This window comes from Streptomyces sp. NPDC005728 (assembly GCF_040630895.1).
In the GTDB taxonomy this organism is placed as follows: domain Bacteria; phylum Actinomycetota; class Actinomycetes; order Streptomycetales; family Streptomycetaceae; genus Streptomyces.
Genome location: NZ_JBEXYL010000047.1, coordinates 45,459 through 58,461, shown reverse-complemented (window position 1 = coordinate 58,461; position 13,003 = coordinate 45,459). Strand labels below are relative to the sequence as shown.

General features: G+C 71.0%; 12 protein-coding genes. 7 read left to right on the top strand and 5 right to left on the bottom strand.

The window, feature by feature from the left end; genetic code table 11:
• Window positions 1–20: 20 nt before the first annotated feature.
• A complete protein-coding gene (gene tyrS, locus ABZ471_RS27985) occupies window positions 21–1,289 on the top strand; it encodes a tyrosine--tRNA ligase (protein WP_359070068.1) in 1,269 nt (422 codons plus the stop codon).
• Between the two features lie 89 nt (window positions 1,290–1,378).
• Here the strand turns inward: tyrS and ABZ471_RS27980 are convergent, their stop codons facing one another.
• The gene (locus ABZ471_RS27980; RefSeq protein ID WP_359070067.1) at window positions 1,379–1,657 is read right to left on the bottom strand and encodes a GlsB/YeaQ/YmgE family stress response membrane protein; all 279 of its coding nucleotides are present in this window, start codon (window positions 1,655–1,657) and stop codon (window positions 1,379–1,381) included.
• A 243-nt stretch (window positions 1,658–1,900) separates the two neighbouring features.
• On the opposite strand from ABZ471_RS27980, the gene ABZ471_RS27975 reads away from it, so the two are divergent.
• Window positions 1,901–2,257, top strand: coding sequence for a DUF3099 domain-containing protein (locus ABZ471_RS27975; protein WP_359070066.1), 357 nt, complete (start codon window positions 1,901–1,903; stop codon window positions 2,255–2,257).
• Between the two features lie 230 nt (window positions 2,258–2,487).
• On the top strand, window positions 2,488–2,703 hold the full coding sequence (locus tag ABZ471_RS27970) for a hypothetical protein (RefSeq protein ID WP_359070065.1): 216 nt from the start codon (window positions 2,488–2,490) through the stop codon (window positions 2,701–2,703).
• 19 nt (window positions 2,704–2,722) lie between these two features.
• Here ABZ471_RS27970 and moaA read toward each other — a convergent pair whose 3' ends face one another.
• The 3 genes from moaA to ABZ471_RS27955 form a co-directional block, all read right to left on the bottom strand.
• Window positions 2,723–3,712 (bottom strand): GTP 3',8-cyclase MoaA, encoded by a 990-nt coding sequence (gene moaA / locus ABZ471_RS27965; RefSeq protein ID WP_359070063.1) that lies wholly within the window; start codon window positions 3,710–3,712, stop codon window positions 2,723–2,725.
• 155 nt (window positions 3,713–3,867) lie between these two features.
• The gene (locus tag ABZ471_RS27960) at window positions 3,868–5,493 is read right to left on the bottom strand and encodes a cation acetate symporter (RefSeq protein ID WP_359070061.1); all 1,626 of its coding nucleotides are present in this window, start codon (window positions 5,491–5,493) and stop codon (window positions 3,868–3,870) included.
• Window positions 5,490–5,846 carry a DUF485 domain-containing protein gene (locus ABZ471_RS27955; RefSeq protein WP_359070059.1) on the bottom strand — a complete coding sequence of 119 codons (357 nt, stop codon included), beginning with the start codon at window positions 5,844–5,846 and terminating at the stop codon, window positions 5,490–5,492. Before ABZ471_RS27955 ends, ABZ471_RS27960 begins: the two co-directional genes overlap by 4 nt.
• A 286-nt stretch (window positions 5,847–6,132) precedes the next feature.
• Here ABZ471_RS27955 and ABZ471_RS27950 point away from each other — a divergent pair, with 286 nt between their 5' ends.
• The 4 genes from ABZ471_RS27950 (at window position 6,133) to ABZ471_RS27935 (ending at window position 11,820) form a co-directional block, all read left to right on the top strand.
• Window positions 6,133–7,659: a S8 family serine peptidase gene (locus ABZ471_RS27950; protein WP_359070057.1), complete on the top strand. Its 1,527-nt coding sequence runs from the start codon at window positions 6,133–6,135 to the stop codon at window positions 7,657–7,659.
• Window positions 7,660–7,723: 64 nt separating this feature from the next.
• Window positions 7,724–9,250, top strand: a complete 1,527-nt coding sequence (locus tag ABZ471_RS27945; RefSeq protein WP_359070055.1) for a S8 family serine peptidase — start codon at window positions 7,724–7,726, stop codon at window positions 9,248–9,250.
• A 79-nt stretch (window positions 9,251–9,329) separates the two neighbouring features.
• Entirely contained in the window at window positions 9,330–10,709 is a 1,380-nt protein-coding gene (locus ABZ471_RS27940; protein WP_359070053.1) for a CoA transferase, read from the top strand.
• A gap of 100 nt (window positions 10,710–10,809) precedes the next feature.
• On the top strand, window positions 10,810–11,820 hold the full coding sequence (locus ABZ471_RS27935; RefSeq protein WP_359070052.1) for a CopD family protein: 1,011 nt from the start codon (window positions 10,810–10,812) through the stop codon (window positions 11,818–11,820).
• Window positions 11,821–11,826: 6 nt separating this feature from the next.
• Here ABZ471_RS27935 and ABZ471_RS27930 read toward each other — a convergent pair whose 3' ends face one another.
• Complete coding sequence (locus ABZ471_RS27930; protein WP_359070051.1) at window positions 11,827–12,876, bottom strand: zinc-dependent alcohol dehydrogenase family protein; 1,050 nt, start codon at window positions 12,874–12,876, stop codon at window positions 11,827–11,829.
• Window positions 12,877–13,003: the final 127 nt, after the last annotated feature.

Below are 13,003 nucleotides of genomic sequence, written 5' to 3'. Positions count from 1 at the left end.
ACCGAGGAGACACGAGAACCGTGACGGACATCGTCGACGAGCTGAAGTGGCGTGGGCTGTTCGCCCTGTCCACTGACGAGGACGCTTTGCGCAAGGCTCTCGCGGACGGTCCCGTCACGTTCTATTGCGGTTTCGACCCGACGGCGCCGTCGCTGCACGTGGGGCATCTGGTACAGGTGCTCACCGTGCGCCGGCTCCAGCAGGCCGGGCACCGGCCGCTGGCGCTGGTCGGCGGCGCGACGGGCCTGATCGGTGACCCGCGCCCCACCGCCGAGCGCACGCTGAACGACCCGGAGACGGTGGCCGGCTGGGTGGACAGGCTGCGCGGCCAGATCGAGCCGTTCCTGTCCTTCGAGGGCGAGAACGCGGCCGTGATGGTGAACAACCTCGACTGGACCGCGAACCTCTCCGCGATCGAGTTTCTGCGGGACATCGGCAAGCACTTCCGCGTCAACAAGATGCTGACGAAGGACTCCGTGGCCCGCCGCCTGGAGTCCGACCAGGGCATCAGCTACACCGAGTTCAGCTACCAGATCCTCCAGGGCATGGACTTCCTGCAGCTGTACCGACGGTACGGCTGCACGCTCCAGCAGGGCGGCAGCGACCAGTGGGGCAACCTCACGGCCGGTCTCGACCTGATCCACAAGCTGGAGCCGGACGCCGAGGCGCACGCCCTGGCCACCCCGCTGATGACCAAGGCGGACGGCACCAAGTTCGGCAAGACCGAGGGCGGCGCCGTCTGGCTCGACCCGGAGATGACGACGCCGTACGCGTTCTACCAGTTCTGGCTGAACGTGGACGACCGCGACATCTCGAAGTACATGCGGATCCTGTCCTTCAAGTCCCGCGAGGAGCTGGAGGAGCTGGAGAAGCAGACGGAGGAGCGTCCCCAGGCCCGTGCCGCGCAGCGCGCGCTCGCCGAGGAGCTGACGACGCTGGTGCACGGCGCCGACCAGACGGCCGCCGTGATCGCCGCGTCCAAGGCCCTGTTCGGCCAGGGCGAGCTGACGGAGCTGGACGACCGGACGCTGGCGGCCGCGCTGTCCGAGGTGCCGCACATCCAGGTGGCCGAGCTGGGCCCGGTGGTCGACCTGTTCGCCGAGGTCGGGCTGGTGGCCAGCAAGTCCGCTGCGCGGCGGACGGTCAAGGAGGGCGGTGCCTACGTGAACAACGTGAAGGTCACCGCGGAGGACGCCGTCCCGGCCAAGGAAGAGCTGCTGCACGGGCGGTGGCTGGTGCTGCGGCGGGGGAAGAAGAATCTGGCTGCCGTGGAGTTTGCCGACGTGTAGCGCCCTGGGGGCGTGGGTCTGCTGCGGGCTTGCGGTTCGTCGTGGCCTGTCGCGCAGTGCCCCGCGCCCCTTCGGGGGCGCGCTGTGGCTCAGGCCTGTTGTTTCCTCTTGCCCAGCGTTGCCATGTACAGCATGTCCACGGCGAAGACGATGATGATCGCGGCGACGAGCTGGAAGGCGTGCCTGGTCCAGTCGATGCCCCGGGTCTCCGCCACACCGAGGGCGCCGGCGATCGCGTTGCCGGCGATGGCGCCGAGGATGCCGCCGATGGTGGTCAGCCAGAGGGGGCTGTGCTGCTTGCCCGGGATGATCGCCTTCGCGATGAGACCGAGCACGAATCCCACGATGATCGCCCACAACCAGCCCATGGCTGCCTCCTCGAACGGCTCGACGTGAGCATTACGGTCAGTCTGGGTCCGTCCGCCGTACGGCGCATGTCGGGCATGCCCGCACGCGGCGCGGCCGAGGGCGTCGGCGCGGGCAGGGCGCGACCCGGTCTCGTGGCCGCCGCGGGCGCGGCGTAACGTGGAGTTGTCCTGGTCCGGTTCCCCGCCGGGCACGGACGAAGGAGCGGGCCGGGGAGAGTCCGATGCGGGCGGATGGTGGATGTGATGCGGAAACAGCACGGGGGCAGTGGCCAGGTGTTCCGGATCACCGGTGCCCGGACCGGGCTGGCCGAGGACGTACGGGGCCGGCAGCGGCGGTACGTCATCTCGATGACGATCCGCACCGCCTCGGTGATCCTCGCCGCGACGCTGTGGAACGTGGAACGGTACGTCGCCGTCGTGGCGCTCGTGCTCGGTGCGCTCCTCCCCTATGTCGCCGTTGTGATCGCGAACGCGGGCCGCGAGCGACCGCCGTCTCTTCCGTCGACGTTCGTCAGCGCACCGACGCGGCCGATGATCGCGGCGCCGCGTGCGGAGGAGCAGACGGCGCGAACGGAGTCCGAGCGGCCCGAAGGGGCGTGACCACGGCGGACGTGGCGGAAGCGACCGGGTGCTCCGTGTCAAGCTCAGGAAAAGCTCAGATCAATCGTGCAGTTCCAGTGCCGGGCGGTGGGTGACCCGTGACATACTGCGTACGCGCTCCGCATCCCCCGTCGGAGCGACAGACCGACGCCGGGCAGCTCCCCCCGTGGCTGCTCGGCGTCGCCTTGTTTGCACCCGCTTTGTGACTCGAATCCGTGCGAGACGAACCTGTGAGTGAGACGCCGATCTGTTCCGCCAAGGGCTGCCGTGCCGACGCCGTGTGGGTGCTGGCGTGGAACAACCCGAAGATTCATACGCCGGAGCGGCGGAAGACGTGGCTCGCCTGCGAGGAACACCGCGAGCATCTCTCGCAGTTCCTCGGGGTTCGGGGGTTCCTGAAGGACGTGGTGAAGTTCGAGGACTGGGAAGCTCCCGAAGGGGCCTGAAGCTCCCGAAGAGTCCCGGCTAGCCTCCGATCGCCGACATCGGTCGGTCCGGCTGGACGAACGACGGGTCGTCCAGGCCCGCGCCCGCCTTCTTGCCCCACATCGCCAGGCGCCAGATGCGGGCGATCTCCTCGTCGGGGGCGTCGGAGCGCAGGGCCGCGCGGAGGTCGGTCTCCTCCGTGGCGAACAGGCAGGTCCGTATCTGGCCGTCGGCGGTGAGCCGGGTCCGGTCGCAGGCCGCGCAGAACGGACGGGTGACCGAAGCGATCACGCCGACCCGCTGCGGGCCGCCGTTCACCAGCCAGCGCTCCGCCGGTGCCGAGCCACGCTCGTCCGTGCCCTCGGGGGTGAGGTCGAAGCGGGTGCGCAGGGAGGCCAGGATGTCGCCGGCGGTGACCATGCCCTCGCGCTTCCAGCCGTGCTGGGCGTCCAGGGGCATCTGCTCGATGAAACGCAGCTCGTACTTGTGCTCGAGCGCCCAGGCCAGCAGGTCCGGGGCCTCGTCGGCGTTCAGGCCCGGCATCAGGACGGTGTTGACCTTGACCGGGGTGAGGCCGGCCTCGCGGGCGGCGAAAAGGCCCTCGATGACGTCCTTGTGGCGGTCGCGGCGGGTGAGGGCCTTGAAGACGTCCGGACGGAGGGTGTCCAGGGAGACATTGACCCGGTCCAGGCCCGCGGCCTTCAGGGCGGAGGCGGTGCGCTTGAGGCCGATGCCGTTCGTCGTGAGCGACATCTGCGGGCGGGGGGCCAGCGCGGCGACGCGCTCGACGATGCCGACCAGGCCGGGGCGCAACAGGGGCTCGCCACCGGTGAAGCGGACCTCCTCTATGCCGAGCAGGCGGACCGCGATGTCGATGAGGCGGACGATCTCGTCGTCCGTCAGCAGATCGGGCTTGGCCAGCCACTGCAGGCCTTCCTCGGGCATGCAGTAGGTGCAACGCAGATTGCACCGGTCGGTCAGCGAGACCCTCAGGTCGGTGGCCACTCGGCCGTAGGTGTCGATGAGCACGTGGGCCCCCTCCCTCGATTCGCAGCACACTTGTTCCGTCACCAGCGAGCCTACGTGACACCGCTGACAACGACAGCGGCCTGATCCCACGAGGTGGGACGCGGCCGCGTCGTAGGACCGTACAGTCCTGGACGACGCGGCCGTCCGTAGGAAGCTCAGTGTGCTCCCGTCCCGGTCAGCGACCGCACCTCCAGCTCCGCGTACTTGCCGGCGTCCGGGACCTCCTTCGACAGCAGGGTGCCCAGGGCGCCCAGCAGGAAGCCGACGGGGATCGAGATGATGCCCGGGTTCTCCAGCGGGAACCAGTGGAAGTCGACGTCGGGGAACATCGAGGTCGGCTTGCCGGACACCACCGGCGAGAACAGCACCAGGCCGACCGCGGTGACCAGGCCGCCGTAGATCGACCACAGGGCGCCCGAGGTGGTGAACCGCTTCCAGAACAGGCTGTAGAGGATGGTCGGCAGGTTGGCGGAGGCGGCGACCGCGAAGGCCAGGGCGACCAGGCCCGCGACGTTCAGGTCGCGGGCGAGGGCGCCGAGGACGATCGAGACCGCGCCGATGCCGACGGTGGCGTAGCGGGCCGCGTTGATCTCCTGCTTCTCGGTGGCCTGCCCCTTCTTGATGACGTTGGCGTAGATGTCGTGGGCGAAGGAGGAGGACGAGGCCAGGGTCAGACCCGCGACGACCGCGAGGATCGTGGCGAACGCGACCGCCGAGATGGTGGCCAGCAGGATCGCGCCCCAGTTGGAGTCGACGCCGCCGAGGTGGAGGGCGAGCAGGGGTGCCGCGGTGTTGCCCGCCTTGTTGGACGCGATGATCTCGTCGGGTTTGATCAGTGCGGCCGCACCGAAGCCGAGGGCGAGTGTCATCAGGTAGAAGGCGCCGATCAGGCCGATCGCCCAGATCACGGACTTGCGGGCGGCCTTGGCCGTCGGGACCGTGTAGAAGCGGATCAGGATGTGCGGCAGGCCCGCGGTGCCGAGGACCAGGGCGATGCCGAGCGAGATGAAGTCCAGCTTGGTGGTGCCGGTGGCGCCGTACTTCAGGCCGGGCTCGAGGAAGGCGGAGCCCTTGCCGCTGTTGTCGGCGGCCTTGCCGAGCAGGTCCGAGATGTTGAAGTGGAACTTCATCAGTACCAGGAAGGTCAGCAGCAGGGCGCCCACGATCAGGAGCACCGCCTTGACCATCTGGACCCAGGTGGTGCCCTTCATGCCGCCGATGGTGACGTACACGATCATCAGGACGCCGACCAGGGCGACGATGCCGATCTTGCCGCCGTCGCTGGTGATGCCCAGGAGCAGGGAGACCAGGACGCCCGCGCCGGCCATCTGGGCGAGCAGGTAGAAGATCGAGACGACGATCGTGGAGGTGCCGGCGGCCGTGCGGACGGGCCGCTGCCGCATCCGGTAGGCCAGCACGTCGCCCATCGTGTAGCGGCCGGAGTTGCGCAGCGGCTCGGCGACCAGGAGCAGGGCGACGAGCCAGGCGACGAGGAAGCCGATGGAGTAGAGGAAGCCGTCGTAGCCGAAGAGGGCGATGGCGCCGGCGATACCGAGGAAGGACGCGGCGGACATGTAGTCGCCGGAGACGGCGAGGCCGTTCTGGAATCCGGTGAACTGGCGGCCGCCTGCGTAGAAGTCGGCCGCGTCCTTGGTCTGCCGGCCCGCCCAGACGGTGATGACGAGGGTTGCGGCGACGAACACCGCGAACAGGGTGATGATCAGCGTGCGGTGCTCGCTCGCCTCGCCGGCGGCCAGCAGGGTGTGCTGTGCGGGGCTCATGCTCCGCCCTCCATCCGGGACTTGATGGCCTCGGCCTTGGGGTCGAGCTTGGCGGCGGCGTGCCGCGCGTACCACCAGGCGATGAGGAACGTGGTGAGGAACTGGGCGAGGCCCAGAACGAGGGCCACGTTGATGTTGCCGGCGACCTTGGTGCCCATGAAGTCGCCCGCGTAGTTGGAGAGCAGGACGTACAGCAGGTACCAGGCGATGAAGGCGATCGTCAGGGGGAAGGCGAAGGAGCGGTGGGCGCGGCGCAGTTCACCGAACTCCGCGCTCTGCTGCACCTCGGTGAACTCCTCGGTGGAGGGAAGGTGGACTTGGGGTTTCGCGGGCGGCGGTGTCTCGGTAGCCACGGAGTCTCCTCGCGTCACGGACATGCGCTTACTGACTTCACAGGGACGAGATCACATTACAGGGAGTCACCGACTGACTCCTGCAGGTGATTCCGGGTGAGGGCCGCGATCCTGATGGGCCCTCCGTCCACGGTCACGGCGCCACGTGCGGGGCGGTTCAAGTCCGCCTGGCCCTTTCGGAGATCAGTCCCGGGAGATAGCTTCGCCCTGCACCACCCGTCATGTACCTGCCCGAGCAGCCACCTGTGTCTCGGGCGGTTTCGTATCCGGATGATGTGGAGATCCCATGGCTCATCTGCGCTCCAGACGGCGGCTCGCGCTCGCCGTGCCGGTCGTGCTGTCGCTGACCGCCTCGCTCGGCTTCCTGCCGGCGGCGGCCTCGGCGGCGACCCCGGCGGCCACGGCGGCGCGGGCGGCGGACGGCCCCAGCCTCGCGTACGTGGTCAACACCAGGACGGACCACCACACGATCGAGTCGGTGCAGCGGGCGATCACACGCAACGGCGGTACCGTCGTGGCGAGTTACGACCGTATCGGTGTGATCGTCGTCCACTCCGCGAACCCCGACTTCGGCCCGCAGATGCGTGCCGTCCGCGGTGTGCAGTCGGCGGGTGCCACGCGTACCGCTCCGTTGACGCCGGCGGGCACGACGGACGAGGGCGCGGTGCAGGTCCTGTCGAAGGCGGAGGTCGCGAAGATCTCCAAGAGCGCCGCAGCGGGCGAGGAGCCCCTGGAGGCGGACCAGTGGGACCTGCGGGCGATCGGCGCCGACAAGGCCGCGACGATCAACCCGGGCAGCAGGAACGTGACGGTCGGTGTGATCGACACCGGCGTCGACGACACGCACCCGGACATCGCCCCGAACTTCTCCGCGTCCCAGTCGGCGAACTGTGTGAGCGGCAAGGCGGACACGACCTACGGTGCCTGGCGGCCGGTGGACGCCGACCACTACCACGGCACGCATGTGGCGGGCGAGATAGCCGCGGCCCGCAACGGCACGGGCGTGGCGGGTGTGGCGCCGGGCGTGAAGGTCGCGAGCATCACCGTGGCCCAGCCGGACGCGAACTCGCTGTTCTTCCCCGAAAGCGTGGTCTGCGCCTTCGTGTTCGCCGCGGACAACGGCATCGAGATCACCAACAACAGCTACTACGTTGACCCGTGGCTGTACAACTGCATGGACGACCCCGATCAACGTGCCATCGTTGACGCGGTCAACAGGGCCCAGCTGTACGCACAGCGCAAGGGCACGCTCAATGTGGCCTCCGCCGGCAACTCCAACGACGACCTCGACGCGGACGCGATCGTGGACGACTCCAGCCCCGACGACTCCACCCCCGCGCCCCGGACGGTCGACCCGCACGAGTGCTTCGACGTGCCGACCCAGCTGCCCGGTGTGGTCACCGTGAGCGCGGTGGGCGTCAAGGGCACCAAGTCGTACTACTCCAGCTACGGCCAGGGCGTCGTCGACGTGGCGGGGCCGGGCGGCGACAAGTACCAGATCCCGGACACGCCGTCGAAGAACGGCCGCATCCTGTCCACGCTGCCGAACAACCAGTACGGCTTCCTCCAGGGCACGTCGATGGCGTCCCCGCACGTGGCCGCCGTGGCCGCACTGCTGAAGTCGGCCCACCCGCACGCCACCCCCGCCCAGCTGCAGGCCCTCCTGAAGGCCCAGGCGGACAACCCGGGCTGCCCGGCCGAGCCCTACGACGGGGACGGCGACGGGGTCGTGGACGCGACCTGCGCCGGCGGCAAGCGCGTCAACGGCTTCTACGGCTTCGGGATCGTCGACGCGCTGCGCGCGGTCCGGTAGACGCCCTCGGCACGGCTTCCCGCACGACACGCTCGTATCGCGAACGAACTGGAGAGACAGACACATGACAGCGCCCCAGCCGCGCTACCGCCGCGCCATGGCGATCCCCGTCGGGATGGCCATGGCCACGGCCCTCGCGTTCCTTCCCAACGTCACGGCGTCCGCGGCCGACGCCACGAGCACCACGAGCACCGCGGCCACCGACGGCCCCTCGCTCAGCTACGTCGTCAACGTCCGCCCCGGGTACGGCGTTTCGGACCACGTACAGAAGGCCGTCGCCCAGGCCGGCGGCTCGGTGGTGATCGCGTACGACCGGATCGGCGTGATCGTCGTCCACTCCTCGAACCCGGACTTCGCCAAGGAGATCCGCAAGGTGCGCGGGGTCGACTCGGCCGGCGCCACGCGCAACGCTCCGCTGCCCGCCCAGTCCACCACCGACGTCGGCACGCCGAAGGTGCTGAGCGCCGAGGAGGTCTCCGACGCGAAGGCGACCGACGGGCAGGACCCGCTGGAGCCGCTCCAGTGGGACCTGCCGGCCATCAAGGCGGACAAGGCGCACGAGAAGACCCTGGGCAGCCCGGACGTGACGGTCGCCGTCATCGACACGGGCGTCGACGACACCCACCCGGACATCGCACCCAACTTCGACCGTGACGCCTCCGCCAACTGTGTGTCGGGCAAGCCGGACACGACCGACGGAGCCTGGCGGCCGAGTGCGTCGGAGAGCCCGCACGGAACGCACGTGGCGGGCGAGATCGCGGCCGCGAAGAATGGCGTGGGCGTCACGGGTGTGGCGCCGGGCGTCAGGGTGGCGGGCATCAAGGTCGCCAACCCGAACGGGTACTTCTACACGGAGTCCGTGGTCTGCGGTTTCATGTGGGCGGCCGAGCACCACGTCGACGTGACCAACAACAGCTATTACACCGACCCCTGGTACTTCAACTGCACCACCGACCCGGACCAGAAGGCGCTCGTCGACGCCATCACCCGGGCCTCTCGGTACGCGGAGAAGAAGGGCACGGTGAACGTCGCGGCGGCGGGCAACGAGAGTTACGACCTCGCGTCCGACTCGATCACCGACCCGGTCTCCCCGAACGACGCCACCCCGTCGGACCGGGTGATCGACCCGCACGAGTGCTACGACATACCGACCCAGCTGCCGGGTGTGGTGACCGTGGCGGCGACCGGGGCGAAGGGCCTGAAGTCGTCCTTCTCCAACTACGGCCTCGGCGTGATCGACATCGCCGCCCCCGGCGGCGACTCGACGGCCTACCAGAAGCCGGAGCCCCCGGCGACCAGCGGTCTCATCCTGGGCCCGCTGCCGGGCGGCAAGTGGGGCTACATGGCCGGTACGTCGATGGCGACGCCGCATGTCGCCGGCGTCGCCGCATTGATCAAGTCAACCCACCCGCACGCCCCCGCCGCCCTGGTGAAGGCCCTGCTGTACGCCGAGGCCAACGCCACGCCGTGCACGGATCCGTACGACATCAACGGTGACGGCAAGGTCGACGCGGTGTGCGAGGGCTCGAAGAACTACAACGGTTTCTACGGCTGGGGCACGGCGGACGCGCTGGCCGCGGTGACCAAGTAGACGGGTAGGGGTTTCCGAGTAGACGGGTAGAGAGACTCCCGTCCATATATTGATTTAGTCAATACTGCATAGTGCAGTCATGACTGACATCAAGTTCGCATGGTCGGCCCTGGGTGGCGATCCCGCCCTGGCCGAACGAGCCACCACCGTGATGCGGGAGGGCGCGCTTGCGGCGCGCCTTCCCGTACGGCAGCTGGCGCGCGGGTGCGTCGGCGCGTGTGCGCTGGCCGCGGCCGAGCTGGCGGCGCGGCGGGCCGGGCGTGCCGAGGTGCCGGCCGTCGTGGTGGACGACGGTGCGGTCGCCGCCGCCTTCCACAGTGAACGGGTGCTGCAGATCGACGGGCGCACACCGGTCGGCTTCGCACCGCTGTCGCGATTCTGGCGGACGGCCGACGGCTGGCTGCGCACCCACGCCAACTACCCGCACCACCGGGCCCGGTTGCTCGGCGCGCTGTCCCTGCCGGCGGACGCCTCGGTGGAGGAGGTGGCCGGTCGACTCGCCGAGCGCTCCGCCCTGGAGGCGGAGGAGACGGTGTACGGCGCCGGAGGCCTCGCCGTGGCCTTGCGCACCCCGAAGGAGTGGTCGGCGCACGAGCAGGCCGCCGAGGTGGCCGCCCGGCCCCTGGTTGAGCGTGAGCGACTGGACACGGCACGCGCGCGCGTGCTCCCGCCGCTCGATCCGGCCGCCGCTCCCCTGTCGCCGGCCGCCGGGCTCCGCGTGCTCGACCTGACCCGGGTGCTGGCCGGTCCGGTCGCCACCCGGACGCTGGCCCTGCTCGGCGCGGACGTCCTGCGCGTGGACGCACCGCAGCTGCCCGAACTCGCCGACCAGCATGCCGACACGGGCTTCGGGAAGCGGTCGGCGACCCTCGACCTCGCCGCCGACCGGGACACCTTCGAGGAACTGCTGGCCGCGGCGGACGTCGTGGTCACCGGCTACCGGCCCGGCGCCCTGGACCGGTTCGGGCTCTCCCCGCAGGCGCTGGCCGAGCGGCGCCCCGGCCTCGTCGTGGCGCAGGTGTCGGCGTGGGGCGCGTACGGGCCCTGGGACGGGCGGCGCGGCTTCGACAGCCTCGTGCAGGTCGCCACCGGCATCGCGGTGACCGAGGGCTCGGTGGCAGAGCCGGGCGCGCTGCCCGCCCAGGCGCTGGACCACGGCACGGGGTATCTGCTGGCGGCGGCCGTGCTGCGGGCGCTGACCGAGCAGTCGTACGACGGACACGGCCGGCTCGTCCGGCTGGCCCTCGCCCGGACCGCGCACTGGCTGACCGACGGAATCCGGCCCAACCCGGCCACGGGCGGCGCCCCGTACGAGGGTCCGGACGCCTGGCTGGCCGAGACGGGCAGCGCCCTCGGCCGGCTGCGGTACGCCCGGCCGCCGGTCTCGTTCGCGGGCGGCCCCGCCGACTGGGCACGGCCCCCGGTCCCGTGCGGTTCGGATCCGTCCTCCTGGAGGTGAGCACACAGGCGGCCGGAAACGTACGTATGGGTGGAATGCCGTAACACCAGCTGTTTTCCTTGAGTTGCCCGGTTCTGCGACGGCTGGTGAGGATCACGGGGTGGCCTGCACACGACCCACCGACGAGGTTGCCGACGGCCACGACCCGGCCCCGCGGTCCGGCACCGGACGGGCCGTCGCCGTTCTCGTCCTGGTGGCCCTGGCCGCCCTGATCCCGCTGTTCGGACCGTCCGCCGCCCTGCACGGCACCGGAGAGGCCGCCGCGCCCGGCGCGGGCGGCATCGCACTGCTGCGCGGGGTGCTGTTCGCCGCCCTGTGCGTCCCGCTGGGCGAGCTGTTCGTGCTCCGGCTCGCCCGGCGCCTGCCCGGAGCCCCGCCCGAACGGCCGCGCAGCTGGGCGCCGTCGGCCACCTGCGCGGGCCTCGCGGCCGCGCTGGGCCTAGCCTCGGTGGTCTCCACCGGCAACCTGGTCCCGCACAGCCTCGGCCAGATCGATGTCGGCGGCCTGTACGACTCCCGCGACGGCAGGCTGGCACTGCTGGAGGTCAACGCCTTCCTGCTGGCGGCGCTGTGCGCGATCGCGCGCCGCCCGGCGGCCCAGGTGTGGCCGCCGGTCGCGGTGGTGGTCGCGGAGGCGCTGCGTGCACACCCCACGACCGAGCACGGCCCGTCGGCCGGCTCGGTTCTGACGCTGGTGCACCTGACCTGTGCGGCCCTGTGGGCAGGCGGGCTGCTGCACGCGCTGCGGACCCTCAGGCTGTGGCGCGGGGACCCGGCCGGGGCCGCGCTGCTGGGGCTCTACGCGCGCGTGGCCGCTGTTCTGCTCGCGGCTCTCACCGCGACCGGGGTGTGGAGTTCGCTGCGGCGCATGCCGGCGGCCACGGTCCTGGACCAGCTGACGACGACGGCGTACGGACGCACCCTGCTGGCCAAGGTGCTCCTGGTCTCCGTCGTCGCCGTGCTCGCCCTGTGGGCGCGGATCCGGCTGAGCCGGGCGGCCGACCCGCTGACCGCGTACGCCCCCGCGCGGGCCGAGGTGATCGCCCTGGGCGCGGTGGTCGCGGTCTCGGGTCTGCTCACGGCGCTGCCGCTGCCGATCCGCTGGTCGTAGGGCCGGTCACTGGTCGTTGGTGACGAGCACCTTGAGGGCGGTGCGCTCGTCCATCGCCTTGTAGCCGTCCGGCACGCTCTCGATGCCGACGCTCATGTCGAAGACCGGCGAGGGGTCGATCGTGCCGTCCAGGACGTCGGGCAGCAGGTCGGGGATGTAGGCACGGACCGGCGCGACACCGCCGCGCAGGGCGATGTTCCGGTCGAACATGACGCCGAGGTCCAGGCCGGTGCCGCTGCCGTGGGGCACGCCGACGAAGCCGATCGCGCCGCCGTCGCGGGTGATGTTCACTGCCGTCCGCATGGACTGCTCGGTACCGACCGCCTCGACGACGGCGTGCGCGCCCTGGCCGCGGGTGAGGGCGCGGACGGCCTCGACGGCCGCCTCCCCGCGCTCGGCGACGACGTCGGTGGCGCCGAAGCGGCGCGCGATGTCGGTGCGGACCTCGTGGCGGCCCAGCGCGATGATCCGCTCGGCGCCCAGCCGCTTGGCGGCCAGCACAGCGCACAGGCCCACCGCGCCGTCGCCGACCACGGCGACCGTGGCGCCCGGGCGGGCGCCCGCACCGAGGGCGGCGTGGTGGCCGGTGCCGAGCACGTCGGAGAGGGTCAGCAGGGCGGACAGCAGATGGTCGTCGGAGGCCGCCTCCTTGGGCAGCTGGACGAGGGTGCCGTCGGCGAACGGCACGCGCACGGCCTCGCCCTGGCCGCCGTCGTAGCCGACGGAGCCCCAGAAGCCGCCGTGCTCGCAGGACGTCGTCAGGCCCTCGCGGCAGTAGTCGCAGACGCCGTCGGACCACATGAAGGGGGCGACCACCAGGTCACCGCGCCGGACGGCCGACACCTCGGAGCCGGTCTCCTCGACCACGCCGAGGAACTCGTGCCCGATGCGCTGCCCGGGCTGCCGGGCCGCCTCGCCCCGGTACGCCCACAGGTCGCTGCCGCAGATGCAGGCGCGCAGGACCCGTACGACGGCGTCGGTGGGCAGCTGCACCACGGGCTCGGGGACGTTCTCCACGCGCATGTCGTACGGGGCGTGGATGGTGGTGGCGCGCATGGCGAGGATCCTTCTCGTGCGGGGTGTCGTGCGGTGTGCTCAGGGGGTGGTCGAGCGCACTTCACGGTACGCCGTCGCCACTGCGGGACGCTCGGCGAGGGTGCCTCGGACCAGCGGGTACGGCGCG